The sequence below is a fragment of the Weizmannia agrestimuris genome (genome assembly GCF_943193165.1).
Lineage (GTDB): Bacteria > Bacillota > Bacilli > Bacillales > Bacillaceae_C > Weizmannia > Weizmannia faecalis.
Genome location: NZ_CALPDC010000002.1, coordinates 96,903 through 120,429 on the forward strand (window position 1 = coordinate 96,903; position 23,527 = coordinate 120,429).

The window sequence follows — 23,527 nt, forward strand, 5'->3', positions numbered from 1 at the left end:
ATCGGATGAGGAGGGGGAAAATTGGAAAATCTGGTCGAAACGAGCAGCCGGTTGTTGTTCGCCGCATTTCTTTTGTATTTAATCGGCACTTTACTGTTTGGCGGCGCGATCCGCACACCGAAAAAGGGACAGGGAAGCACTGGGCCGCAAAAAACGAAGTGGGGAAATTTTGCGATCTTCGCAACGGTTGCGGGGTTTATTTGCCAGGCCGGTTATTTTATTACAAGGTGGATCGCATCCGGGCATGCCCCTGTAAGTAATTTATTTGAATTCACTACTTTTTTTGGTATGATGCTTGTTGGAGCCTTTATGGTCATTTATTTTCTTTACAGGAGTGCGGTGCTCGGGCTGTTTGCTTTGCCGGTTGCACTTCTTTTGATTGCCTATGCAAGCATGTTCCCGAAAGACATCAATCCGCTCGTGCCGTCTCTCAGGAGCTACTGGCTGCAGATTCATGTGACAACGGCGGCCGCCGGGGAGGCCATTCTTGCTGTCAGTTTTGCTGCCGGGCTGATTTACCTTGTGAAAAGCACTGATCAGCAAAAATCAAACCGGCAGACTTTCTGGCTGGAATTTGTTATGCTTTGTTTAATCTGCATCGCCGGTTTTATTGTTGCAAAATCCGCTTTCGGCTTGTTTCATTACAAAGTGGATTTCAGCTGGATTGACCGCAACGGGGCAAAAAACACGGGGGAAAATGCCCTCGTCTACCATATGCCGGCTGTTATCGGGCCGCATGACGGGGAAATTTTAACAGCCGGGAGAATGAAGCCGTGGTTTTACGTGCCGGCCTTTATCAATGCCGTCAAACTGAACACGGTCCTCTGGTCTGTTTTCAGCGGCATGATTCTTTACGCGCTGGTCCGGTTGGCGGCCAGAAAGCGGATCGGCGCGCTGTTAAAACCGCTCACCAAAAATCTAAATTTAGATTTAATGGATGAGATCGGCTACCGCTCGGTATTGATCGGATTTCCGGTGTTCACACTCGGCGCGTTAATCTTTGCGATGATCTGGGCACAAATTGCCTGGAGCAAATTTTGGAGCTGGGACCCGAAAGAAGTGTGGGCACTGGTTACGTGGCTGTTTTATGCCGCCTTTCTCCATTTGCGCATGTCAAGAGGCTGGCAAGGTGAAAAATCCGCCTGGCTGGCCGTCATTGGCTTTGCCATTATTCTGTTTAACCTGATTGCAGTAAATCTTGTCATTGCCGGGCTGCATTCGTATGCCTGATTTTGTAAGCTTTTGAATCCTGCGCATCCCCGGGAGCCCCACCCGGGAATGCGGGGGCTTGCATGGACCCGCAAGGATTTTACCGGCGGATGTATCTTGCCCGGGCAGGCGGCTGATATTGACTGAGGAGGAATAGCCATGGATGAGGATGTAAAAATTTTAGTGGTTGATGATGAAGAAAGGATCCGGCGCCTGTTACGAATGTATTTGGAAAGGGAAAATTACATGATTGATGAAGCGGAAGACGGCGATACCGCTTTGAAAATGGCGCTTGAAAAAGACTACAGCTGCATTTTGCTCGATATTATGATGCCGGGCAAAGACGGCATTGAAGTGTGCCAGGAATTGCACGAAAAGAAAATGACGCCCGTGATCATGCTGACGGCCAAAGGCGAAGAAGCCAACAGGGTGGAAGGATTTGAAGTTGGCGCGGATGATTATATTGTAAAACCTTTCAGCCCGCGCGAAGTGGTACTGCGGGTGAAAGCCCTGCTCCGCCGGTCGTTGCAAACGGGTTTCTTAAACGCGGATACAAAAGCAAAAGACATTGTCGTTTTTCCGCATATTACCATCGACAATGATGCTCACCGCGTCACAGCGGACGGAAAGGAAGTCAATCTGACCCCGAAAGAGTATGAGCTGCTTTATTTTCTCGCCAAATCTCCGGATAAAGTGTTTGACCGCGAACAGCTTTTAAAAGAAGTATGGCATTATGAATTTTTCGGTGATCTCCGTACGGTGGATACGCATGTCAAACGCTTGCGGGAAAAATTGAATAAAGTGAGCGAAAACGCGGCTAAAATGATCGTTACCGTCTGGGGCGTCGGGTATAAATTTGAGGTTGCGCCGGAATGAGAATTTGGCGGACGGTTGTCGGGAAACTGTGGATGACCATTCTGCTGATGGTTGCCTGCGTTCTGCTCATCCTGACGGTACTGTTGCTCAAGTTTTTTGAAGAATACCATATCAATCAGATTGAGCAGGATTTGTCTAATACGGCGCAAAAAATCTCGAGGATTATGGAGGAGCACCCAAGCGGAAAGATCGGGAAAGAAATTGCCCTCGGCGTTCTGGACCAAAACGAGAAAGTCATGATCGTTTACCGCAAAAATGATATCTTTTATCCGTCCGGTTCCAAATCATACAAAGGGATCCCGTACGCGTCGATTTTAAAGGACAAGCAGCTGTCCCAAGTGTTTAGCGAAAAGAAGAAAGTGAGCAAAGAGTTAACCCCTTCTGGCGGGTCTTCCCGCAATAAGTACCATCATGTGATTGTGACGGCCGTCCCGCTTCATGTGAAGGGGGAAGAACCGGGCGCGGTATTTGTTTACCAGTCATTGGAAGTGCTTCAGGAAATGACGCGGCAAACGACAAAAATCATTTTGCTCGGTGCAGGCATTGCCATTATTTTAACGACCGGCTTTGCTTTCTTCCTTTCAAAAAGGATTGGCGGGCCATTGCATAAAATGCGGGAAGCGGCTTTTGAAGTGGCAAAAGGGCGTTTTGACAAAAAGGTGCCGATTTTAACCCGTGATGAAATCGGGGAACTGGCCACCGCTTTTAATACGATGGGGCGACAGCTTAAATTTAATATGGACGCCTTAAAGCAGGAAAAAGAGCAGCTGCGGAATATTTTAAGCAGCATGGCCGACGGTGTTTTGACCTTTAACCGGGACGGTGCCATTTTAATCATGAACCCGCCGGCTGAGATGTTTCTTCAAAACTGGTATCATAACCAGGCTGCAAAAGACGCCCCGCTTCCTGAAGGGTTGTCCGCATTGCTTGCGAAAGTGGTCGAAACGGAGAAAGAACAGACGGATGAAATTGAAATCAACGGCCGGTACTATGTTATGATTGCAAGCCCGCTTTATAATTTGTCCCGGATCCGCGGCGTTGTCACCATTATCCGCGATATGACGGAAGAACGGAAGCTGGACAAGCTGCGCGATGATTTTATCGCAAACGTTTCGCACGAATTGCGGACGCCGGTTGCCATGTTGCAGGGATACAGCGAAGCGATCATTGATGATATTGCGGCAAGTGAAGAAGAAAAGAAAGAATTTGCCAAAATCATTTACGATGAAACGCTAAGGATCGGCCGGCTTGTCAATGAGCTGCTCGATCTGGCAAGAATGGAAGCGGGGCATTTTTCGTTCAGAATGGAGCCGGTCTCATTTAACAGTTTCATTGAAAGAGTGACACATAAATTTAACGGCATCGCGAAAGAAAAAGGAATCGACCTCGTTTGCGAGACTTCGGACAGCGATCTCACCCTTGAAATCGATGCCGACAGAATTGAACAGGTGCTGACGAATTTAATTGATAACGCCCTCCGGCATACTTCCTCGAACGGTTACGTCAAAGTAAAAGAGGAAGAAGCACCCGGCGGCGTATATGTACACGTCGAAGACAACGGATCCGGTATACCGGATGAGGATTTGCCGTTTGTATTTGAACGCTTTTACAAAGCGGATAAAGCAAGGACGCGCGGCAAATCGGGAACAGGGCTGGGCCTTGCGATTGCTAAAAACATTGTCGAAGGGCATGGTGGCCGGATCTTTGTCAAAAGCAAATTAGGGGAAGGGACCACCTTTTCATTTTTCCTTCCAAAAAAAGGCTGACCTCTGCGCCGGGTCTGCCTTTTTTGTATATTTTCCCGTTTTTTGCGCATCTTAGAAGATGGCTTTGCTTGAAACGGAATTGAAAAAATGAAAATGGGGTGGATCAATTGCCGGCATACATCAAAATATGCCTTTTCGTTTCATTGACAGCTGCATGCCTGGGGTTTGCCTGTTCGGCAAATGACGTAGCCGCATCCGGGTCGGTTATCCATGAAGCGACAAAAGACTGGATTTTTCCGGCGGCAGGGACGATCTCCGACACATTTAACACAAGATACGGCACACATAAAGGGCTTGATATTGCCGGAAGATACCGCGCAAAAGTATTCAGCGCCCAAGAAGGTACCGTTACCCGTTCCTATCTGTCCGCATCCTACGGCCATGTTGTTTTTATCCGCCATCCGTCCGGTTATGAAACGGTTTACGCCCATCTTGCCGGAAGGGCAGTGAGAGCGGGGCAGCATGTTGAAAAAGGAAAGGTGGTCGGCTATATGGGTTCGACCGGCCATTCAACTGGTATCCATCTTCATTTTGAAGTGCATAACGGGCCATGGACGCCGGATAAGAAAAACGCCATTGACCCGTTTTTGATCTTCGGACCAGGCGCGCCGGGCCAGACGGTTTCCGCCAAGACCCATGATCCTTACGGGGTTTTTGCTGCTTCCACCGTCCCTCAGCCTGCAGCTTACACTGTGAAAAAAGGCGACACGCTCTGGAACATTGCCCTCCATTTTCATACGAGCGTGGGAAGGCTGAAAAGCTGGAACAAATTGCGGTCGGACCGAATTATGGCCGGCCAGGTGCTGAAAATAAAAAATGAATGAAAGTGATGCGGAATGCTTCACAAAATGGCAGCCGGCATGTATAATAAGCTTGTAATCAAAATTTCATACGATTTATCTTCGGGGCTGGGTGAGATTCCCGACCGGCGGTGATAAGGCAGTTGCCTTTCAGTCCGCGAGCCGGATTTCCGGCAGGATTTGGTGAAATTCCAAAACCGACAGTATAGTCTGGATGGGAGAAGATAAAGGTTGCCAGTGTTTAATGACGTATTAAACGCTTATTTGGACTCGCCTATTACAAAGCCCCCGACATTTTGTCAGGGGCTTTTCATTTTGGTCCGCGGCACCTTTCTTCCTTTGATGATAAATCGGTCACAAGGAGAGAGGAAGTTTAAATGAAGAAATGGGATGTAAAGCAATTCGTTGCGGTCGCGTTGCTCAGTGCTCTGGCTTTTATGCTGATGTTTATTAAATTTCCGGTTCCGCCTTTTCCATCGTTTTTAACAGTGGACTTCAGCGACATTCCGGTATTGGTGGCAGCCCTTCTTTACGGGCCGATGGCTTCTGTTGTAGCGGAACTAATCAAAAATATCCTGAATTATTTATCACTCGGCAGTGAAGCAGGGGTACCGATCGGGAATGTGGCAAACTTTTTTGCAGGGATGCTGTTCGTCCTGCCGACATATCTCATTTACAAACGGATGCGGACAAAAAAGGGCATGACTGTAGGTCTAGTCACTGGCACGGTATCCATGTCGGTATGTATGAGCATTTTAAATTATTTCGTCATTTTACCGGCTTACCTGTACTTCATGAACTTTTCGGTCGGGAATGTAAAAGCGTATATTGTGGCGGGCGTGCTGCCTTTTAATCTTGTGAAAGGCCTCATCGTGACGGTTTTGTTTATGCTCATGTTTACAAAAATGAAAAATTGGATTGACAAAGCATCCGCCATTGGGGGAAAAAGAATATGAAAAAAAGCAGGCTCAAACGGCCTGCTTTTTTTCATTCGTATTTTAACGGATCGCCATCAAAAGGCTTGTCGGAAACTTTAATCGATTCTGTCGGGCATCCTTCAAAGGCATCCATCAGGTCATCTTCCAATATTTCCGGGACTTCCGCAATGCCTTTATTATCATCCAAAATGACGAAAGAGAGCCCTTCATCATCATAGTCGAAAATATCAGGAGCGCTGGCGGAACAAGCGCCGCAAGCGATGCATGTATCTTTGTCTACGATTGTAAACTTTGCCATTTTGATTCCTCCTCGCTGTTCAATCACGGCAGAAAAGAAAAACAGGCAGCCTCGTCATGTGCACGAAGGCATGCCGGTGTTTCTCCTTCATTTTAAAACTCTTTTTTTCTTATTTCAATAGCGGGCTGGCGGAGTTCGTGAAACCTGTCGAATCAATGAAAAAAATGGTAAACAAATCGCCGGTTTCCATGTTAAAATAGAACCAACCCCCGATTTTTCCTTGCACTTTCCCCTTTTTTCAGCTAAAGAACAGGAGAGGATTCAGATGCCTTTTTTACAGGCTGTATTGCTGGATTGCTTCAGCAACCTGAATGGAGAACGCACCCCTTATGCTGTTTTTCATCTATTAAACGGCAAAAAATCAGCACAGACGATCCAGGATTCCCATTTTTTCAAGATTGGCAGGCTCTTTCAAACGTTTCCATTTATTTCCCGTGAGGCTTTCACACGCGAAGTAGAGGCCCTTTTAAAGGCCGGGTTGCTGCAAAAAAGCGGCCCGGATGCCTGCGTGGTCACAGAAAAAGGTGCTGCCCTGCTTTTGGCAACCGGCAGGATGGAAGAACGGTTTCCTTACCTGGACGGCTTGAAATACCAGGATTCGGCAAATCTGTTTTGGAAAAGGCTGAACCTCATCACCCAGGCCGTATCCAACTTAGTGTATGGAAATAAAGTATATTATCCGGTTCAAAGGGACCCGGCTCTACAGGCTTGGGCAAAAAACTGGCTGAAACAGCATGCAAAAAGCCGGACTGCTTTAGCAGAGCATCTGTATCGTGAATTTTACAGCCTGTTTTCCGGCAGCCCGCCGGAAAAGCCTGAAATTTTTGTCCTCCGGTTGACGGGTGCGGGCCGGATCGGATATACAATCACGCAGGCTGCCTCCGCCCTGCACCTTGATCCTGTGGAGTACTGGTATCGATATTTGCATTTGCTTCATTTTATGGTCCGGCGCATCCTCGGAGATCCTGAAACATTCTGGTATTTATACCAAATGCTTCATGATGTGCAAAAGGCCCTGCCGCTGACCCGGTCTGCCTCGGTGACATTCGGCTTCTTGAAGCAAGGGAAAACGATTGCGGAAATCAGCACGCTGAGAGGGTTAAAGCAAAGCACAATTGAAGACCATCTGATTGAAATCGCGTTAACGGTCCCGGATTTTCCGCTGAACCGGTATGTGCCAAAGGATGAAGAACAAAAGATCATCCGGGCAGCCGCTGATTTAAATACGAAGAAATTAAAACCGATTAAAGAAAAAGTAGGGGATGTCCCGTATTTCCATATTCGCCTTGTACTGGCAGAAAGGATGGGCCGCAGTGGATCTTTTAAGCTTTTTGAAAAGTAAATTCGGCTTCAGCGCATTCCGGGCGGGGCAGGAAGAAGTCATCCGTTCACTGCTGGACGGCAAAGATACACTGGCGATGCTTGCGACCGGTACCGGAAAATCTTTATGCTACCAGTTGCCTGCCTATTTGCTGGACGGATCCTGCGTCATCGTTTCCCCGCTTTTATCGCTCATGCAGGACCAGACAGAGCAGATGAAAATGCGCGGCGAAAAAAGTGTGGTGGCGTTAAATTCATTTTTAACCGGTCCGGAGCGGGAAGCCGCCCTTGCACATCTGGGTGCTTTCAAATTTATCTTTGTTTCGCCGGAGATGCTGCACAACCGCCATGTCCTCGGAAAATTAAAACAAATCCGGACTGCGCTCTTTGCAGTCGATGAAGCGCATTGTATTTCCCAATGGGGCCATGATTTCAGGCCGGAATACTTAAACCTTGGCGAAATCCGGAAACAATTGGGCACACCGCTTACCCTTGCCCTGACCGCCACAGCAACAGAACAGGTGAGGGACGATATTTGCAAGTATCTCGGCTTAAAGGACCCAAACCGGTTTATTTATTCTGTCAACAGGCCCAATATCGCCATCAAAATAGATCGGATCCCTTCATACCGCGAAAAAGAGGAAAAACTAGTTGCCTATGCGAAAAACTTGCAGAAGCCCGGTATCATCTATTTTTCAAGCAAAAAGGCGGCTGAGGAAATGGCGGCGCGGTTAAGGCAGGAGGGGATTGCCGAAGCGGCCGCTTATCACAGCGGCATTGACCAGGAGCAAAGAATTTTGATCCAGCAGCAGTTTATTTACGGACAGATCGGGATCATTTGTGCGACAAGCGCGTTTGGCATGGGGGTGGACAAAGCAGATATCCGCTTTGTCATCCATTTTCACCTGCCGTTGCAGATGGAAGCCTATCTGCAGGAAATCGGCAGAGCCGGGCGGGACGGGTTGCCGAGCATTGCCGTCCTTTTGTATACGGAAGGGGATGAACGGCTCCCTCTCCAGCTAATCGAGGCTGAACTTCCGACTGACGCACAATTGGCCGCTTTCAGCAGATGGAAAGGGGATCTGAAGGAAGCCGGGGCGCTGCTCGGATGCACGGAACCGCAACTCCGGTTCCTAGCGCACCACAGAGCGCTTAACCTGCCGGAAGAAGCATGGATCCGGGAGGTTGCAGCCATCCGGGACGAGCGGATGGCGTACAAGCGAAGGAAGTTAAAGGAAATGGTGCAGATGGTCCGGTCTTCGTCATGCCGCCGCTCGGAAATTTTACGGTATTTCGGTGAACCGCCCGCTGCAGGCAATGAAGCGTGCTGTGACATTTGCGGCCTTGAAACAGCCTTATATGAAAGCAATCAAAAAAGCGGGGGCACCCTGGAAACCGTTCCTGCATGGGAATTGCTTTTGCAGGATCTATTCAGAAAAGGGGAACAGAAATGGCGCGAAGAAAACAGGCGGATTTGATCAAGGAACTCACAGACCGGGAACTTACTTTTCACTTAATTTTGACGCAGCTGATTCTCCTGTTTGCTGCCGCTTTGCTCGGATTTCTGTTATTTCCGGATGGCGAAGCATTTTTTCAGCACTTTCACTTGTCATTTGCGAAATGTACATATGGTTTATTAAACGGAGCCGCTGTCGTTGCGGCGGATACTTTGCTCATGAAATGGCTCCCGAAAGCGTATTATGATGACGGGGGCGTGAATGAGCGGATTTTTAAATCCCGTTCAATTTCGGACATTATTGCTTTAACTGCGCTGATCGCGGTGGCGGAAGAGCTCTTGTTCCGGGGCGTCATCCAGACGCATTTTGGATTGCCGGCAGCAAGCCTTATTTTTGCACTCATGCATATCCGGTATTTTGGCCACTGGTATTTGATTGCGAATGTGCTGCTTTTGAGTTTTTGGATTGGTGCCGTTTATGCGCTTTCTCATGAAAATCTTCCGGCAGTCATCATCATGCATTTTACAATCGATTGTTTACTGGGTATCCGCATCAAAAAACAGGGGATTTAGTCCGGATGTGGGGAAGGGGAAGCCATGTCAGACGAAAAATATATCATTGAAATGGAAAAACGGCGGCAAAAGCTTGAACCGGCCGGCAAAGCAAAGGAAAAAACGGAGAAACAAACGGCGGCGGCCGTTTCGCGGGCAGAAAAGCGGAAAAGTACCGAAAAGGAATCCCGCTCCCGGTTGCCGCTTGTGAACCTATTGGCTGTCATTTTTATTTTAGTGCCAATTGCCGTTTACATCTGTTATACTTTTTTGTTTTTCAGATAGATGCCCGTCCCGCGATAAATGGTGCCACAAGAAGGGGGGATCTGCCGGCGAAATTTCAGGACAGGGCAGCTGCCTGCTTGTCATGGATCTGTCCCTTGCCGCATATAGTAGAGTGAGGGGGGATCAGTATGGAGCCGTCCATCACCGGACTAAAAGGGACAGATGCGGCGACAAAGCAGATGCTGCAAAGTGCTGTCAAACGCAAAAAAAAATTTGACCGCCTGCGGAAGCGGCATCTTGTTTTTCTTTGGACAAGCATGCTCTACACATGCGCTTGGGCTTACTATGTTTACAGGTCTTTTGAAAATGCCGGTTCCGTGTTCTCCGTTTTCTCCGGTATTTCTGAAAGCCCGTTTCACCTGTTTTTCCTGCTTGTGGCCGCTGCGCTTTGGGGCATGAGCAAAATCTTGTTTGACAAGCGGGAAAAGGCTGAAAAAGAATTTCATGCGCTCCGCTGCGAAATTATTGATAAAAGCAAAGATTTATGGAAAGGGGAAAGCTGGAAGGATCGCCACCTTGTATTCGAAATGATGCAAAAAGAGTTTGATATTAATTTATACCACGAGAACAAGTAGCCATTCACCGGAACAGGTACGGAGACTAAAAGCCGCCGAAAAAAAGAAGATGCCCCGGCATCTTCTAAAAAATTTTTTTTCTGTCTCTTTCTTCCATTAAAATTTGCGCGGCTTCGCGGAACCGCTGCGAGTGGACAATCTCCCGCTCCCTTAAAAAGCGGAGCCCGTCATTTAGGTCAGGGTCGTCACTTAAATTGATGATCCATTGATACGTAGCCCGCGCTTTTTCCTCGGCGGCAATGTCTTCATAAATATCGGCAATCGGATCCCCTTTTGCCTGGATATAGGTAGCTGTCCACGGGGCTCCTGCGGCATTATGATAATGGAGCGCTTTATCATGGTCCACATAATGCGCGTCAAGGCCGGCAGCAATCAATTGATCCGGTGTGGCATCTTTTGTTAATTTTAAGACCATCGTCGCAATCATTTCAAGATGGGCCAGTTCTTCCGTGCCGATATCATTTAAAAGCCCCATCACTTTATCTGGGATGGTGTAGCGCTGGTTCAAATACCGGAGCGCTGCCGCAAGCTCTCCGTCCGCTCCGCCGTACTGCTCGATTAAAAGTTTCGCAAGTCTCGGGTTACAGCTTGAGACCCGGACGGGATATTGCAATTTTTTCTCATAGATCCACATGTACGGTTTCCTCCTTTATTTGCTTATACCTGCCATGGCCACGGCGGCTCTTTCCACTGGAAAGGCGTTGGCGAATAGCTGTGCCCGAAATTTGTCAGCGGCCCGAACTGTTTTTCAAATGCTCTTTTGACTTTTTTCCTGGCATGGACAAAAGTGTTATACTGTTCGATCGCTGCCTGATCATCGGGATGGGTATCCAAATAAAGGTTCAGCTCCACAATTGCAAAATCAAGGGCCTGCAGTTCTTCAAGCCTTGTGTAATACTCTTTTGGCAGCTGCTTCAATCGGTTTCCTCCTTTGCCCGTTCATAAGGGCTGTAATACGGGTCATAAAGCGGCCTCCAAAGCGTCCCGCGCCTCAACGCTTCCTGCGGCGCAAATTGAGGAAGGTTCGGGGGCTGGAACCCTAAATACAAATTTGGCGGGGTGGAATAAACTTTTTCGGTTATCGGCGGACAGGGGTCAAATGGCCCGATAAAGGGATGATACGTTTTATAATGGCTTTTCATCTCAGTCCTCCTGACATTTAAAAGTCTTTTTCATTTTATGCGCGGTTCTCTCCCGCTATGTCAAAAACAATGCCGGAATGCTTTCTATCTGGCGTGATTAAGATATAATACGAATAGGGATTGCAGAAAATTTCGTTTGTGCCGGCAAGGACCCGGCGGAACAGGAGCTCTCGTGTATGTTTGCATTTTTATGGATTGCCTCTTTGCTTGGCATAGTCTTATTGATGTATATGCGCTATGAAGCATCGTTAAACCGGCTCGTCCGGCACCGGTTTTTGCTTGATGAATATCCGGCCGGAGAGGAGCCGTGCACTTTTTTCTTTATTTCCGATATCCACCGGCGCAAAATCGATCCCGGACTGGTGGAAGAGGCAACAGGGAAAGCACGTTTTGCAGTAATCGGGGGAGATTTGCTGGAAAAGGGGGTTCCGCTTTCCAGAACAGAAGAAAATTTGCGGTTGCTGAAAAGAATTGGCCCGGTATTTTTTGTGTGGGGAAATAATGATTATGAAGCGGACGGCGAAGCGCTCGCGGCCGTTTTTGCCAGAACCGGCGTCCGCACGCTGCGCAACGCGGCGGATTTTGTATGCGTAAACGGAAAAAAACGGATTGCGCTGATCGGCGTGGATGATTTGACGACGGAAAATGAAAATCTTGATGAAGCGCTTCAATCGGTGCAACCGGACGATCTCCGGATTTTAATCAGCCATAACCCGAAAATGATCCACCAGCTTTATGAATGGGACGATATCGATGTGATGCTGAGCGGCCATACGCACGGCGGGCAGATCCGCATTCTCGGTCTCAGCCGCTACAGGCGCGGCGGGGTGAGAAAAGTGCGCAATGTTATCCATCTCATAAGCAACGGTTACGGCACGACGCTTGTTCCGCTCAGGCTTTGCGCAAAACCGGAAGCCCATTTGATTACGATCGAAAGCAACAGGCGGCCATCATGAACCATCTTTCCCCTCCCGCATACGATAAGGTAAGATCCGTATGCAGGGGGCGGAAATCAATGAAGCTGGAACGGATTTCATCCAATAAAATTAAATACTCCATTACGTTTGAAGAGTTATCGGAACGCGGTATTATGGAAAACGATCTCGACTCGCCCATTTGGAATCATTTATTTGAAGAAATGCTGGAGTTGGCGGATCAGGCTTACCATGTCGGCGAAAGCGACATGCTGACCATTGAAATCTATTCCTTTAATGTCCAGGAATTGGTGTTTATTCTGACAGTAGGGGAAGCGGACGACGCGGATCCGGGCGAATGGGCGGACCCGGAAAACTTGGAACAGGAAGAAGCCTACTTTTTTCCATCGATTGAGGAAATGATTGCGCTTGCGGGCTTTTTAAACCAGATCGGCCGGATTTCCGCGTGCAGCCTTTATATATTCGAAGACCAGTATTATTTGCTGCAAAAACCGGAGACCCAAAATGCGTCGCTTATTCTTGAATACGGCGAGCGCGCGCAAATCTCCCCGTTTATGGTCCGGGAATACGGGATCGCGGTGTTTGAGCAAAATGCACTTGCGGAACTCCTGAAGCATTTCCCGTAACCGTCCGGCATGTTTTTTCAGGTTTTCATCTGCTGGGGAACGTTGTATACTAAATTTGATAGCAGATATTTCTTTCGTATCTAGGAGGTTTGCGATAATGGCAGCCGAAAAGGGCGCAGATCATCAAACAATGGAAGCAAGTCGAGATGTGCTGAAATCGACACAGACAATTATTCACGAAGCTCTTGAAAAGCTTGGATACCCTGAAGAAGTATACGAACTTTTAAAAGAGCCGGTCCGTATGTTAACGGTTAAAATTCCCGTCAGAATGGATGATGGTACGGTTAAGATTTTTACGGGGTACCGCGCGCAGCACAATGATGCTGTCGGACCGACAAAAGGAGGCGTCCGGTTTCATCCGGATGTGACGGAAAATGAAGTGAAAGCCTTGTCTATATGGATGACGCTAAAATGCGGCATTGTGAATCTGCCGTATGGGGGAGGAAAAGGCGGCATCATCTGCGATCCGCGGAAAATGTCTTTCCGCGAGCTCGAGAATTTGAGCCGCGGCTATGTCCGGGCGATCAGCCAGATTGTCGGTCCGACGAAAGACATTCCGGCACCGGACGTGTTTACAAATTCGCAGATTATGGCCTGGATGATGGATGAATACAGCCGGATCGACGAATTTAATTCGCCGGGCTTTATCACAGGAAAACCGCTTGTGCTTGGCGGTTCGCACGGCCGCGAATCCGCTACGGCCAAAGGGGTAACCATCTGCATTCGCGAGGCGGCCAGAAAAAAAGGGATTGATTTAAAAGGCGCCAGGGTTGTCATTCAGGGGTTCGGCAATGCCGGAAGTTTCCTTGCAAAATTTATGCATGATGCGGGCGCAAAAGTGATTGGCATATCCGACGCATACGGCGCGCTGCATGATCCGGAAGGCCTTGATATTGACTATTTGCTCGACCGCCGCGACAGTTTCGGGACGGTTACAACCCTGTTTAAAAATACGATTACGAACAAGGAATTGCTTGAACTGGATTGCGATATTCTCGTTCCGGCCGCCATTGAAAACCAAATTACAGAAGAAAACGCCCATAATATCCAGGCGAAAATTGTGGTGGAAGCAGCAAACGGCCCGACATCGCTTGAAGCAACCGAAATTTTAACCAACCGCGGCATTCTGCTCGTTCCGGATGTGCTTGCATCTGCTGGGGGCGTCACGGTTTCGTATTTTGAATGGGTACAGAATAACCAGGGGTATTACTGGACGGAGGAAGAAGTGGAAGAAAAACTTGAAAAAGTGCTTGTCCAGTCGTTTAATACGGTCTACAATACTTCCCGCTCACGCCGGGTGAACATGCGGCTTGCCGCTTATATGATCGGTGTAAGAAGAGTGGCGGAAGCTTCGCGGTTCAGAGGCTGGATTTAGAGTTTCCGAAAGCCGGCTCCAGCCGGGCGACAAACGGGGCTTTACAGGTTTTAGAAGAAGAAGGCTGAAATCTCCTGTCGTGTTCACGGTGGGAGATTTTTAAATAAATGGATGAAAACGAAAAGGCAGATACGAAAAAAGGATGAGTGGACAAACATGCGAAAAGAAGATTGTATCATTATTGGCGGCGGCCCTTGCGGATTGGCTGCTGCAATCAGCCTGCAGGAAATCGGGAAACATCCGCTTATACTGGAAAAAGGAAATGTCGTCAATGCGATTTACCGTTATCCGACGCACCAGACTTTTTTCAGTTCAAGCGACCGGCTTGCAATTGGCGATGTGCCGTTTATTACCGAAAATTTAAAGCCGAAACGCAACCAGGCGCTTACATACTACCGCGAAGTGGCGAAACTGAAGGCCCTTCGCATCCACCGGTTTGAAGAAGCGCTCCGTGTCGAAAAGAAACGCGGAACCTTTATCGTTACGACGACAAAAGGCCAATATGAGACGCCTTATGTGGTCATCGCAACCGGCTATTACGACAATCCGAACAGGCTGGATGTCCCGGGGGAAGATTTAAACAAAGTGTACCATTATTTTAAAGAAGCCCATCCGTTTTTTGACACCGATGTTTGCGTGATCGGCGGAAAAAACTCGGCTGTGGACGCTGCCATTGAGCTTCACAAGGCGGGTGCCCGCGTGACCGTGCTATACCGCGGCGATCATTATTCAGAAAGCATTAAACCGTGGATATTGCCGGAATTTGATTCGCTTATCCGCCACGGGAAAGTGAAAATGGAATTTCAGGCGCACGTAAAAGAAATTAAAGAACAGAGCGTTGTATACGAAGCAGGCGGAGAAGTGAAAGAGATCCGGAATGATTTTGTATTTGCGATGGTCGGTTATCATCCGGATCATACGTTTTTGCGGAAAATGGGAGTGGACGTTGATCCGGAAACAGGCCGCCCGCATTACAACGAAGAGACAATGGAAACGAATGTTGAAGGGATTTTTATTGCGGGCGTGCTTGCTGCCGGAAACAATGCCAATGAGATTTTTATTGAAAACGGGCGCTTTCATGGCGGTGTAATTGCCACAGCGATCAAAAACCGGGAGGCTCACTTGCAAAAAGGAAATTAAAGGGTTTTTTCGGGGGCAGTATTTCTTTTCCGGCTTTTTCATGTTACGATGAAAACAAATGACTTGGCACGGATCATTTGATTTTTGCAAAAAGCGAGGTTTCGATATGCTTGCCCTTTTGTCAGCCGGCATCGCCCCCGGACTTGCCCTGCTATGCTATTTTTATTTGCGGGACCAGTTTGAGCCAGAGCCAATACTTGTTGTTGCAAAAGCGTTTTTATACGGTGCGCTTGTCACGCTGCCAGTTATGTTTTTGCAGTTTATCCTCGAACGGGAGCATCTCTTTTCGGGCAGCATCTGGCATGCTTTCCTCCATTCCGCTTTGCCGGAGGAACTTTGCAAGTGGCTGTGTTTGGCCGCTATTGTGTTTTTTAACCGGGAATTTGATGAACCTTTTGACGGCATCGTTTACGGCGTCAGCGTCTCGCTCGGATTTGCCACGCTCGAAAATATTTTATCGCTTTTTTCGGGCGGCGTTGACCTGGCGTTCGGGCGTGCGCTTCTTCCTGTATCAAGCCATGCCATTTTCGGTGTCATGATGGGCTTTTATATGGGAAAATCCAGATTCTCCCCGCGCAAAAAGTGCTGGTTCCTTTTTTCTTTTATGGTGCCGGTGATCCTGCACGGTTTTTACGACTGGATCATGCTCACCCAGCAAAAATGGCTGTATTTTATGGTGCCGTTTATGATCGGGCTTTGGTGGCTCGGCCTGAAAAAAGCAAAGCAGGCGCACAGCCTTTCTGCCAAACATTTTGCGCAGGATGCGGCAGGGACACAACAATTATGATAATGGGCAAAACAACCGGATCAATCGCCGGTTGTTTTTTTATGTCTTGCATAAAATTGCCGCCTTCTCCAGAAACTACGGATAATGCTTAAAGTTTTTGGGGGGTGCGGTATGATTGGAAAAAATCGCTTAAAATACATGTTGCTGCTTTGTGCCGTATTGGCCTTGTTTTCTTTTGGCACAAGCGGGACGGCCCGGGCGTTTTCGAATCAGGTGATTCAAAAAGGAGCGGTCGGGGATGATGTGATTGAACTGCAGGCGAGGCTGCAGTACATCGGTTACTATAAAGGAACGATTGACGGGGTGTTTGGTTACAGCACTTACTGGGCTTTAAGAAATTTCCAGAAGGCATACGGAATGCCTGTTGACGGCCTCGCCGGCCCGGGCGTCAAAGCGAAACTCGTCAAAGCGTCAAAATACGATGCGGCATACGTAAAGTCCATGGTTGCAAGCGGGAAAAAATTCACGTATTACGGCGGCACAAAAAAGCAGGCACCGAAAACGGCAGCCAAAAAACCCGTCCAAACCGCTACCAATGTGCCGAACGGATTTTCGCAAAACGATATTCGCCTTTTGTCGCAAGCGGTTTACGGGGAGGCGCGCGGCGAACCGTATGAAGGGCAGGTGGCCGTGGCGGCTGTTATTTTAAACCGTATTGACAGCCCGTCTTTTCCAAACACCATCTCGGGGGTGATTTTCGAACCGGGTGCGTTTACCTGTGTTTCCGACGGGCAGATCTGGCTTGCGCCGAATGATACGGCAAAAAAAGCCGTCCTCGATGCGATCAATGGCTGGGATCCGTCCGGTAATGCGCTGTATTATTTTAATCCGGCGACCGCAACAAGCAAGTGGATCTGGTCAAGGCCGCAAATCAAACGAATCGGCAAACATATTTTTTGTAAATAAGAGGGGGAAATGAATATGCTGAAACGGGCAATGATTGTTGTGCTTGCCCTCGGGCTTTGCGGGACTGCTGCCTGGGCATATAAAGAGCACCGTGAAAAAGAGGCGGTCTTGTTAAATGCAGAAAGCACGTATCAAAGGGCTTTTCATGACCTTGCATACAGAATGGACCTTTTGCATGATGAAATCGGAAACACCCTCGCCATGAACTCACGCAAGTCCCTTTCACCGGCACTGGCTGAAGTATGGCGCCTGACATCAGAAGCGCATGCGGATGTCGGCCAACTTCCGTTATCGCTTCTGCCTTTTCATAAAACGGAAGAATTTCTGACTAATATCGGGAATTTCAGCTACCGGACGGCGGTGCGCGATTTGGATAAAGAACCTCTATCCGATAAAGAGTATGCTTCACTGAAAAAACTGTACGGCCAGAGCGCGGATATCCAGGACCAGCTCCGGGGCGTGCAAAATAATGTTTTAAAGCACAATCTCCGCTGGATGGACGTGGAACGCGCCCTTGCCCAAGGAAAAGAAACGAAGGATAACACGATCATCGACGGCTTTAAGACGGTCGAAAGGACGGTCAAAGGCTATGACAATGCCGATTTGAACAGCCCGTCTTTTACGAGTTTCCAAAACCGCGATGACCATTATGAGCACCTGGAAGGAAAAATGATCAGCAAAAAACAGGCGGTCGCCACTGTAAAACAATACGCCGGACTCAAAACGGCCCGCCAGGCGGAAGCCAAACCGAATCAAAAAGGCGCCCGTTTTTCTTTTTACACCGTCCGTATAAAAGACAAAAACGGCAATGAAACAACCGCAGATGTGACGCGGAAAGGGGGATACCCGGTCTGGTTTTTCAACAAGCGTCCGGTGGGAAAGCAAAAAATCAGTTTAAACGAGGCCCAAAAGAAAGCGGCGGATTTTTTAAACCGGCACCATTTTGAGAAAATGGACATGTTTGAAAGCACACAATATGACAACGTCGGTGTTTTTTCTTTCGCTGCGAAACAGGGGAATGTCCGCATTTATCCGGAAACGGTCAAATTAAAAGTGGCGCTTGACAACGGCCAGGTGATCGGGTTTGTAGCGGATGATTTTCTGAAAAGCCATCAAAAAAGGGATATTCCAAAGCCCGCCATCAGCGAAAAAGAAGCAAGGTCCCGTGTGAATCCGAAGCTTGACATTATGGAAAGCCGCCTTGCGATCATGACCGGCGACATGAACCGGGAAGTGCTTTGTTATGAATTTCTCGGCGTGTTGCATGATGAAACGTACCGGATTTATATCAACGCGGAAAACGGCAACGAAGAAAAAGTGGAAAAGCTGAAAAACACGGAAAGAGCATACGGCAAGTCCATATGAGCATTGCCCGGCGTACAGCCGGGCCTTTTGGCAAAAAATGAAATGAAACGCGAAAAAAGAATACAAAACTGCCCAGCCTGTGTCATAATAAGATTGGAATCTATAAAAGGGGTTTGGGAAGATGTTAAAAGTCGGGCTGGAACTCACACTGGAAGATAAAGATACAGGTAAAAGATATAGATGTAAAATTGCGGATATAAAAGAGGATAAAATTTATATTGATTACCCGATCGACATGGAAACAAACCGGACCGTATTTTTGCTGCTCGGCCAGGGGCTGCTCGTTGATTTCGTTTCGGACGGCCAGATTCCTTACCGGTTTTCATCAAAAGTAACCGGCAGGGAACTCGGCAATATCCCGATGCTCATTTTATCCGCTCCTGATCCGGAAGATGTGCGCAAAATCCAGCGACGGCAGTATGTCAGGGTAGACGCCGCACTCGATATTGCCCTCACCTTTCCGGAATCCAATTTGAAAACAACGGCAGTTACAAAAGACATCAGTTCGGGCGGCTGTGCGGTCTATTTGCCTGATGATATCCGCCCAAGGGAGCATGAAACAGGAAAAGCGCTTCTTGTCCTGCCGCTAAAAGAAGGTTACCAATACTTACAGCTGCATTTTTCCGTCGTTAGGCTGTTTGAAACCGGCGGAAAAACAGGGGCCTCGCTCCAGTTTAAAAATACAAGCGCGAAAGAGAGGCAGTATATCCTGCGTTTTTGCTTCGAGCAGCAGCTTTTGCTCCGTAAAAAGGGGCTTTCCGGATAAAACTTGCATTTCATGGATAGGAGGATTCACCATTTTATGGTACACTATAAAAAGGGTGTATCCTTTTATCTGCCCAAAAAACGGGTATATGCAACAAGAGAGAATAGGGTGAAATCGTTGTATGAAAAAAATCAATATTGCCATCGACGGTCCTGCTGCTGCAGGGAAAAGCACGGCGGCGAAAAAAGTTGCCGAGCAGTTGCAATATATTTACATTGATACAGGGGCAATGTACCGGTCGCTTACTTATAAAGCGCTGCAGTACGGAACGGACCTTGAAGACGGCAATGCGCTTGCCGAACTTTTGTACAAGACAAATATCCGCCTGGAGCCGGGGGAAAACGGCCAGGTCGTTTTTGTCGACGGTGAAGACGTAACCGGCAAGATCAGGGAAAGGGAAGTGACGAGAGCAGTTTCGGCTGTTTCAAAGCATGCCGTTGTCCGTGAAGAAATGGTCAAGCGGCAGCGGATGCTCGCCCGCGGTGGCGGCGTTGTCATGGACGGCCGGGATATCGGGACAAAAGTACTGCCGGATGCCGAATTGAAAATTTTTTTGCTAGCCAGCGCCGATGAGCGCGCAAAGCGGCGCCATGCCGAAAATGTTGCAAAAGGGATCCCTTCAGACCTCAGCCGTTTAAAACAGGAGATTGAGGAAAGGGACAGGCTGGATTCCGAACGGGAAGTTTCACCGCTCTCTAAAGCGGCGGACGCCGTAGAACTGGACACGACAAGCATGGATATTGATGAAGTTGCCGGAAAGATTCTTGCGATGGCAAAAGAAAAAATGGCACAGCAGCAATCGGCTTCTTTACTTGACAAAAAGTAAAAGATGTTAGAAATTTGATAGGAAAGCGTTTCTTTTTGAATTATACGAATTAATTTGAAAAGAACGGGTATATTCAATGGTAGTTGAAGCGCCGGATAAGGAGGAAGTACATATGTCAGACGAAATGAATGAAATAGAAGTACGGTCCCTTTCTCTAGGGGATAAAGTGAAAGCATCGGTTGTCAAAGTGGAGGAAAAGCAAGTGCTCGTTTCCATTGAAGGCAGCAAAGTGGACGGGATTATTCCGATCAGCGAGCTTTCCAATCTCCATATTGAAACCGCATCAGATGCCGTGAAAGAAGGGGACGAGCTGAATCTCGTCGTTACGAAAGTGGAAGAAGACGCCGTCATTCTTTCCAAACGGAAATATGATGCTGAAAAAGCCTGGGATGAGCTGAAGGAAAAATTTGAAAACCAGGAAATCATTGAAGCGGAAGTCAATGAAGTGGTAAAAGGCGGCCTTGTTGTCGATTTGGGTGTCCGCGGCTTTGTTCCTGCGTCCCTTGTCGAGGACCACTTTGTTGAAGACTTCTCCGACTATAAAGGGAAGACATTGCCCTTTTTGATCGTTGAACTGGACGAAGACAAAAACCGGTTGATTTTATCACACCGAGCTGTTGTGGAAAAAGAAAAAGAAGAAAAACGCCAGGATATCCTTGACCATCTCGAAGCAGGCCAGGTGCTGGAAGGGACCGTGCAAAGGCTGACGAGTTTCGGCGCTTTTGTCGATATCGGCGGAATTGACGGCCTTGTCCATATTTCCCAGCTTGCGCACGAACGGGTGGAAACGCCGTCCGATGTCGTCCAAGAAGGAGAGCAAGTCAAAGTGAAAGTGTTGTCGGTGGACCGGGACAACGGGCGGATTTCCTTGTCCATCAAGGATACGCTTCCGGGCCCTTGGGAAGGCATTGAACAGAAAGCGCCGAAAGGGACTGTCCTTACAGGAACGGTAAAACGCCTAGTTTCGTTCGGGGCGTTTGTAGAAGTATTCCCGGGCGTTGAAGGGCTTGTTCATATTTCACAAATTTCCCATAAGCATGTGTCCACCCCGCATGAAGTGTTAAGGGAAGGACAGGAAGTGCAGGTGAAAGTGCTCGATGTCAACGAACAGGCACACCGCTTGTCCTTAAGCATGAAAGAACTGGAACAGGCCGATACAGAAGCTTCTGATTATGACCTGCCTGAAGAAAATACCGGGTTCCAGCTCGGGGATATGATTGGGGACCAGTTGAAGAAATTTAAACAGTAAAAATGTCCGGATGGAATGGAAAAGCTGAGCGGCGCCCGGGTTGCCGGTGCCGCTCAGCTTTTTTGCGCTTTGTCTTTTCTATAAACCGTTTTCTTTACTGCCGTTTGCGTGCTGCGTCAGCGCTTTCGAGGCGGGTTGCCCCTCCGTAATGGAGCGCTTGGTCACGGTCGCTTTCTACACGCCCGCTTTGGCGCAGTTTTTTCTCCTGGCGGTCTTTTCCCATTGCCCATTCACCCCCGCTTGTAGTATGCCTGAAAAAAGCGAAAAACTTGCGGTTAACCCGGTGCAATCTTTCCCATAATGGAGATAAAGGAGGGTGCACCGTGGAAGGAGCATTTTTTTTGGGGGTGATGTGGGCGGTATGGATTTGGGCGACATTTTTGCTGGAAAGGGATCACCCTTTGCGGTTTCCGGCAGCACTGGTTGCTTTGCTGCTTTTGATTGCCTTTCCGCATCAAGCGGCGGTGGGCCGTCTTGATATGAGCTGGGCGCTCATCGTCATTATGGCTGCCGGTTATGGGTACTTCGGCAGATTTTCGAAATGGGCACTTTTGGTCCGGCTCGCCGGCGTCTTCATCGTGATGACAGGTTATGCAGGCCTGTTGTTATTTGAACTGTACGATCCGGTCTGGATGTTTGCCTGGCGTACTATTTGCTATAGCCTGTTTTTGTTTATCCTTGTCCATTTGCTTTTTCGCTCAAAAATGGATGCCGTTGCCGCTGCACTCACCGGTACGGCACAAGGGGAAATCCTGTATGCGCTCGTGCTTGCAAAATGGGATTTCCATATTACGGCAGGATCTGCGGCATATCTCGATATCGCCGGGCTTTTTCTCCTCTACGCGTGCGGCTGGCATTTCATCGATACCGCCTTGAATCTCATCTCAGAAAGAGCGGCAAAAAAGGAAAAGCCAGGATGAATTACGGCATATTGCTTGAACAAGAAAATATTGATAAACTACTAAAGTTGATTTGTTTTGCGAAAACGGAACAGAAAGGGTGAATCGTATGGCAAAACCGGTTGTGGCAATTGTCGGACGCCCGAATGTAGGCAAATCTACCATTTTTAACCGAATTGTAGGAGAGCGCGTTTCGATTGTGGAAGATGTTCCGGGAGTGACAAGGGACCGCATATACAGTCCGGCTGAATGGCTGACACACGAATTTAACGTGATTGATACAGGCGGCATTGATATCGGGGATGAACCGTTCCTCGAGCAGATCCGGCAGCAGGCTGAAATCGCCATCCAGGAAGCGGATGTGATCATTTTTATCACAAGCGGCAGAGAAGGCGTGACTTCTGCGGATGAAATGGTCGCCAAAATATTGTACCGGTCAAAAAAGCCGGTCGTTCTGGCAGTGAACAAGGTCGACAATCCCGAGATGCGCACCCAGATTTATGATTTTTACGCCCTCGGTTTTGGCGATCCTTTCCCGATATCAGGCGCACACGGCCTCGGCCTTGGCGACCTGCTCGATGCAGTTGTCAAACATTTTCCGGAAAAAGCGGACGAGGAGTACGGGGAAGATGTCATTAAATTTTGTTTCATCGGGAGGCCGAACGTCGGAAAATCTTCGCTGTTTAATGCGATTCTCGGCGAAGAGCGCGTCATTGTTAGCGACATAGAAGGGACGACAAGAGACGCAGTGGATACCGTCTATACTTATGAAGATCAAACTTATGTTATGATTGATACAGCAGGGATGCGCAAAAAAGGAAAAGTGTATGAAAACACGGAAAAATACAGTGTGCTGCGCGCATTGAGGGCGATTGAGCGTTCCGATGTCGTCTGTGTCGTTTTAAACGGCGAGGAAGGGATCCGCGAACAGGATAAGCGGATTGCCGGCTACGCCCATGAAGCGGGCCGCGGCGTGATCATTGTCGTCAACAAATGGGATGCCGTTCAAAAAGATGAAAAAACGATGAATCAGTTTACACAGAAAATCCGGGACCATTTTCAGTTTCTTGATTATGCGCCGGTCATTTACGTATCGGCAAAAACGAAAAAGAGGCTGGACCAGCTGTTCCCGCTGCTTAAGACGGTCAGCGAGAACCATGCGATGCGCGTGAAGTCCAGCGTGCTGAATGAAGTTATAACGGATGCGGTTGCGATGAATCCGACGCCGACGGACAAAGGGCGGCGGCTGAAAATTTTTTATGCAACGCAAGTCTCCGTCAAACCGCCGACGATCGTTGTGTTTGTCAATGATCCCGAATTGATGCATTTTTCGTACGAACGGTTTTTGGAAAATCGGATCCGTGATGCGTTTGGTTTTACCGGAACGCCGATCCACATCATCGCCCGTGCGCGTAAATAAACATAAAGAGGGTGTT

General features: G+C 48.3%; 27 protein-coding genes and 1 riboswitch. Of the genes, 22 read left to right on the forward strand and 5 right to left on the reverse strand.

Annotation, left to right across the window (positions count from 1 at the left end; translation table 11 throughout):
• Positions 1–30: 30 nt before the first annotated feature.
• The 5 genes from ccsB (at position 31) to NFR98_RS01840 (ending at position 5,607) form a co-directional block, all read left to right on the forward strand.
• Complete coding sequence (gene ccsB / locus NFR98_RS01820; RefSeq protein ID WP_061087040.1) at positions 31–1,230, forward strand: c-type cytochrome biogenesis protein CcsB; 1,200 nt, start codon at positions 31–33, stop codon at positions 1,228–1,230.
• A gap of 138 nt (positions 1,231–1,368) precedes the next feature.
• Positions 1,369–2,085 (forward strand): response regulator transcription factor, encoded by a 717-nt coding sequence (locus NFR98_RS01825; protein WP_017553608.1) that lies wholly within the window; start codon positions 1,369–1,371, stop codon positions 2,083–2,085.
• The gene (locus NFR98_RS01830) at positions 2,082–3,851 is read left to right on the forward strand and encodes an ATP-binding protein (RefSeq protein ID WP_014098126.1); all 1,770 of its coding nucleotides are present in this window, start codon (positions 2,082–2,084) and stop codon (positions 3,849–3,851) included. Before NFR98_RS01825 ends, NFR98_RS01830 begins: the two co-directional genes overlap by 4 nt.
• 98 nt (positions 3,852–3,949) lie before the next feature.
• Positions 3,950–4,675, forward strand: coding sequence for a peptidoglycan DD-metalloendopeptidase family protein (locus tag NFR98_RS01835; protein ID WP_235221967.1), 726 nt, complete (start codon positions 3,950–3,952; stop codon positions 4,673–4,675).
• A gap of 70 nt (positions 4,676–4,745) precedes the next feature.
• Positions 4,746–4,881, forward strand: a riboswitch (FMN riboswitch).
• A 147-nt stretch (positions 4,882–5,028) separates the two neighbouring features.
• On the forward strand, positions 5,029–5,607 hold the full coding sequence (locus NFR98_RS01840; protein ID WP_035188057.1) for an ECF transporter S component: 579 nt from the start codon (positions 5,029–5,031) through the stop codon (positions 5,605–5,607).
• 31 nt (positions 5,608–5,638) lie between these two features.
• Here the strand turns inward: NFR98_RS01840 and NFR98_RS01845 are convergent, their stop codons facing one another.
• Complete coding sequence (locus tag NFR98_RS01845; RefSeq protein ID WP_013859537.1) at positions 5,639–5,887, reverse strand: ferredoxin; 249 nt, start codon at positions 5,885–5,887, stop codon at positions 5,639–5,641.
• Between the two features lie 265 nt (positions 5,888–6,152).
• Between NFR98_RS01845 and NFR98_RS01850 the strand changes: the two genes are divergently transcribed.
• The 5 genes from NFR98_RS01850 to NFR98_RS01870 all read left to right on the forward strand — a co-directional run bounded on the left by NFR98_RS01850 (position 6,153) and on the right by NFR98_RS01870 (position 10,075).
• Positions 6,153–7,229, forward strand: a complete 1,077-nt coding sequence (locus NFR98_RS01850; RefSeq protein ID WP_013859536.1) for a YpbB family protein — start codon at positions 6,153–6,155, stop codon at positions 7,227–7,229.
• Positions 7,201–8,685, forward strand: a complete 1,485-nt coding sequence (locus tag NFR98_RS01855) for a RecQ family ATP-dependent DNA helicase (protein ID WP_207368214.1) — start codon at positions 7,201–7,203, stop codon at positions 8,683–8,685. The genes NFR98_RS01850 and NFR98_RS01855 overlap by 29 nt, the downstream gene beginning before the upstream one ends.
• The gene (locus NFR98_RS01860; RefSeq protein ID WP_013859534.1) at positions 8,658–9,236 is read left to right on the forward strand and encodes a CPBP family intramembrane glutamic endopeptidase; all 579 of its coding nucleotides are present in this window, start codon (positions 8,658–8,660) and stop codon (positions 9,234–9,236) included. Before NFR98_RS01855 ends, NFR98_RS01860 begins: the two co-directional genes overlap by 28 nt.
• A gap of 24 nt (positions 9,237–9,260) precedes the next feature.
• Positions 9,261–9,500 (forward strand): hypothetical protein, encoded by a 240-nt coding sequence (locus NFR98_RS01865; RefSeq protein ID WP_014098133.1) that lies wholly within the window; start codon positions 9,261–9,263, stop codon positions 9,498–9,500.
• A 128-nt stretch (positions 9,501–9,628) separates the two neighbouring features.
• Entirely contained in the window at positions 9,629–10,075 is a 447-nt protein-coding gene (locus tag NFR98_RS01870) for a YpbF family protein (protein ID WP_014098134.1), read from the forward strand.
• Positions 10,076–10,139: 64 nt separating this feature from the next.
• Here NFR98_RS01870 and NFR98_RS01875 read toward each other — a convergent pair whose 3' ends face one another.
• The 3 genes from NFR98_RS01875 to NFR98_RS01885 are packed head-to-tail and all read right to left on the reverse strand — an operon-like array spanning position 10,140 to position 11,217.
• Complete coding sequence (locus NFR98_RS01875; RefSeq protein ID WP_014098135.1) at positions 10,140–10,709, reverse strand: manganese catalase family protein; 570 nt, start codon at positions 10,707–10,709, stop codon at positions 10,140–10,142.
• 23 nt (positions 10,710–10,732) lie between these two features.
• The gene (locus tag NFR98_RS01880; protein ID WP_017553600.1) at positions 10,733–10,993 is read right to left on the reverse strand and encodes a spore coat protein CotJB; all 261 of its coding nucleotides are present in this window, start codon (positions 10,991–10,993) and stop codon (positions 10,733–10,735) included.
• Positions 10,990–11,217 (reverse strand): spore coat associated protein CotJA, encoded by a 228-nt coding sequence (locus NFR98_RS01885; protein ID WP_019720962.1) that lies wholly within the window; start codon positions 11,215–11,217, stop codon positions 10,990–10,992. The genes NFR98_RS01880 and NFR98_RS01885 overlap by 4 nt, the downstream gene beginning before the upstream one ends.
• Positions 11,218–11,393: 176 nt before the next feature.
• On the opposite strand from NFR98_RS01885, the gene NFR98_RS01890 reads away from it, so the two are divergent.
• From NFR98_RS01890 to rpsA, 10 genes are all read left to right on the forward strand, one after another.
• Positions 11,394–12,173, forward strand: a complete 780-nt coding sequence (locus NFR98_RS01890) for a metallophosphoesterase (protein ID WP_013859530.1) — start codon at positions 11,394–11,396, stop codon at positions 12,171–12,173.
• Between the two features lie 59 nt (positions 12,174–12,232).
• Positions 12,233–12,778 carry an adaptor protein MecA gene (locus tag NFR98_RS01895; RefSeq protein ID WP_013859529.1) on the forward strand — a complete coding sequence of 182 codons (546 nt, stop codon included), beginning with the start codon at positions 12,233–12,235 and terminating at the stop codon, positions 12,776–12,778.
• A 97-nt stretch (positions 12,779–12,875) separates the two neighbouring features.
• Complete coding sequence (locus NFR98_RS01900; RefSeq protein ID WP_013859528.1) at positions 12,876–14,153, forward strand: Glu/Leu/Phe/Val family dehydrogenase; 1,278 nt, start codon at positions 12,876–12,878, stop codon at positions 14,151–14,153.
• Positions 14,154–14,309: 156 nt separating this feature from the next.
• On the forward strand, positions 14,310–15,293 hold the full coding sequence (locus NFR98_RS01905; protein WP_251459562.1) for a YpdA family putative bacillithiol disulfide reductase: 984 nt from the start codon (positions 14,310–14,312) through the stop codon (positions 15,291–15,293).
• 106 nt (positions 15,294–15,399) lie between these two features.
• Positions 15,400–16,080, forward strand: a complete 681-nt coding sequence (gene prsW, locus NFR98_RS01910; RefSeq protein WP_041819115.1) for a glutamic-type intramembrane protease PrsW — start codon at positions 15,400–15,402, stop codon at positions 16,078–16,080.
• A gap of 111 nt (positions 16,081–16,191) precedes the next feature.
• On the forward strand, positions 16,192–16,986 hold the full coding sequence (gene sleB, locus NFR98_RS01915) for a spore cortex-lytic enzyme (RefSeq protein ID WP_014098143.1): 795 nt from the start codon (positions 16,192–16,194) through the stop codon (positions 16,984–16,986).
• A gap of 15 nt (positions 16,987–17,001) precedes the next feature.
• Positions 17,002–18,351: a germination protein YpeB gene (ypeB, locus tag NFR98_RS01920; RefSeq protein WP_035184684.1), complete on the forward strand. Its 1,350-nt coding sequence runs from the start codon at positions 17,002–17,004 to the stop codon at positions 18,349–18,351.
• A gap of 121 nt (positions 18,352–18,472) precedes the next feature.
• On the forward strand, positions 18,473–19,117 hold the full coding sequence (locus NFR98_RS01925) for a flagellar brake protein (protein WP_014098146.1): 645 nt from the start codon (positions 18,473–18,475) through the stop codon (positions 19,115–19,117).
• A gap of 121 nt (positions 19,118–19,238) precedes the next feature.
• The gene (gene cmk / locus NFR98_RS01930; protein ID WP_017550474.1) at positions 19,239–19,943 is read left to right on the forward strand and encodes a (d)CMP kinase; all 705 of its coding nucleotides are present in this window, start codon (positions 19,239–19,241) and stop codon (positions 19,941–19,943) included.
• Positions 19,944–20,055: 112 nt separating this feature from the next.
• The gene (gene rpsA, locus NFR98_RS01935) at positions 20,056–21,192 is read left to right on the forward strand and encodes a 30S ribosomal protein S1 (protein WP_071451922.1); all 1,137 of its coding nucleotides are present in this window, start codon (positions 20,056–20,058) and stop codon (positions 21,190–21,192) included.
• A gap of 94 nt (positions 21,193–21,286) precedes the next feature.
• Here rpsA and NFR98_RS01940 read toward each other — a convergent pair whose 3' ends face one another.
• A complete protein-coding gene (locus NFR98_RS01940) occupies positions 21,287–21,415 on the reverse strand; it encodes a YpzI family protein (RefSeq protein ID WP_014098149.1) in 129 nt (42 codons plus the stop codon).
• Positions 21,416–21,515: 100 nt separating this feature from the next.
• Here NFR98_RS01940 and NFR98_RS01945 point away from each other — a divergent pair, with 100 nt between their 5' ends.
• Both NFR98_RS01945 and der read left to right on the forward strand, forming a co-directional pair.
• The gene (locus tag NFR98_RS01945) at positions 21,516–22,112 is read left to right on the forward strand and encodes a YphA family membrane protein (protein WP_017550473.1); all 597 of its coding nucleotides are present in this window, start codon (positions 21,516–21,518) and stop codon (positions 22,110–22,112) included.
• A gap of 88 nt (positions 22,113–22,200) precedes the next feature.
• Complete coding sequence (gene der, locus NFR98_RS01950) at positions 22,201–23,511, forward strand: ribosome biogenesis GTPase Der (protein WP_014098151.1); 1,311 nt, start codon at positions 22,201–22,203, stop codon at positions 23,509–23,511.
• Positions 23,512–23,527 lie beyond the last annotated feature (16 nt).

What these genes read in the sequence shown, in the direction of transcription:
- sleB (WP_014098143.1), top strand. Translation starts at nt 16,192, where the DNA reads ATGATTGGAAAAAATCGCTTAAAATACATGTTGCTGCTTTGTGCCGTA.
- NFR98_RS01900 (WP_013859528.1), top strand. Translation starts at nt 12,876, where the DNA reads ATGGCAGCCGAAAAGGGCGCAGATCATCAAACAATGGAAGCAAGTCGA.
- NFR98_RS01890 (WP_013859530.1), top strand. Translation starts at nt 11,394, where the DNA reads ATGTTTGCATTTTTATGGATTGCCTCTTTGCTTGGCATAGTCTTATTG.
- NFR98_RS01845 (WP_013859537.1), bottom strand. Translation starts at nt 5,887, where the DNA reads ATGGCAAAGTTTACAATCGTAGACAAAGATACATGCATCGCTTGCGGC.
- NFR98_RS01940 (WP_014098149.1), bottom strand. Translation starts at nt 21,415, where the DNA reads ATGGGAAAAGACCGCCAGGAGAAAAAACTGCGCCAAAGCGGGCGTGTA.
- NFR98_RS01895 (WP_013859529.1), top strand. Translation starts at nt 12,233, where the DNA reads ATGAAGCTGGAACGGATTTCATCCAATAAAATTAAATACTCCATTACG.
- der (WP_014098151.1), top strand. Translation starts at nt 22,201, where the DNA reads ATGGCAAAACCGGTTGTGGCAATTGTCGGACGCCCGAATGTAGGCAAA.
- NFR98_RS01840 (WP_035188057.1), top strand. Translation starts at nt 5,029, where the DNA reads ATGAAGAAATGGGATGTAAAGCAATTCGTTGCGGTCGCGTTGCTCAGT.
- cmk (WP_017550474.1), top strand. Translation starts at nt 19,239, where the DNA reads ATGAAAAAAATCAATATTGCCATCGACGGTCCTGCTGCTGCAGGGAAA.
- rpsA (WP_071451922.1), top strand. Translation starts at nt 20,056, where the DNA reads ATGTCAGACGAAATGAATGAAATAGAAGTACGGTCCCTTTCTCTAGGG.
- NFR98_RS01905 (WP_251459562.1), top strand. Translation starts at nt 14,310, where the DNA reads ATGCGAAAAGAAGATTGTATCATTATTGGCGGCGGCCCTTGCGGATTG.
- NFR98_RS01925 (WP_014098146.1), top strand. Translation starts at nt 18,473, where the DNA reads ATGTTAAAAGTCGGGCTGGAACTCACACTGGAAGATAAAGATACAGGT.
- NFR98_RS01875 (WP_014098135.1), bottom strand. Translation starts at nt 10,709, where the DNA reads ATGTGGATCTATGAGAAAAAATTGCAATATCCCGTCCGGGTCTCAAGC.
- NFR98_RS01885 (WP_019720962.1), bottom strand. Translation starts at nt 11,217, where the DNA reads ATGAAAAGCCATTATAAAACGTATCATCCCTTTATCGGGCCATTTGAC.
- NFR98_RS01825 (WP_017553608.1), top strand. Translation starts at nt 1,369, where the DNA reads ATGGATGAGGATGTAAAAATTTTAGTGGTTGATGATGAAGAAAGGATC.
- prsW (WP_041819115.1), top strand. Translation starts at nt 15,400, where the DNA reads ATGCTTGCCCTTTTGTCAGCCGGCATCGCCCCCGGACTTGCCCTGCTA.
- NFR98_RS01860 (WP_013859534.1), top strand. Translation starts at nt 8,658, where the DNA reads ATGGCGCGAAGAAAACAGGCGGATTTGATCAAGGAACTCACAGACCGG.
- ypeB (WP_035184684.1), top strand. Translation starts at nt 17,002, where the DNA reads ATGCTGAAACGGGCAATGATTGTTGTGCTTGCCCTCGGGCTTTGCGGG.
- NFR98_RS01830 (WP_014098126.1), top strand. Translation starts at nt 2,082, where the DNA reads ATGAGAATTTGGCGGACGGTTGTCGGGAAACTGTGGATGACCATTCTG.
- NFR98_RS01850 (WP_013859536.1), top strand. Translation starts at nt 6,153, where the DNA reads ATGCCTTTTTTACAGGCTGTATTGCTGGATTGCTTCAGCAACCTGAAT.
- NFR98_RS01865 (WP_014098133.1), top strand. Translation starts at nt 9,261, where the DNA reads ATGTCAGACGAAAAATATATCATTGAAATGGAAAAACGGCGGCAAAAG.
- NFR98_RS01870 (WP_014098134.1), top strand. Translation starts at nt 9,629, where the DNA reads ATGGAGCCGTCCATCACCGGACTAAAAGGGACAGATGCGGCGACAAAG.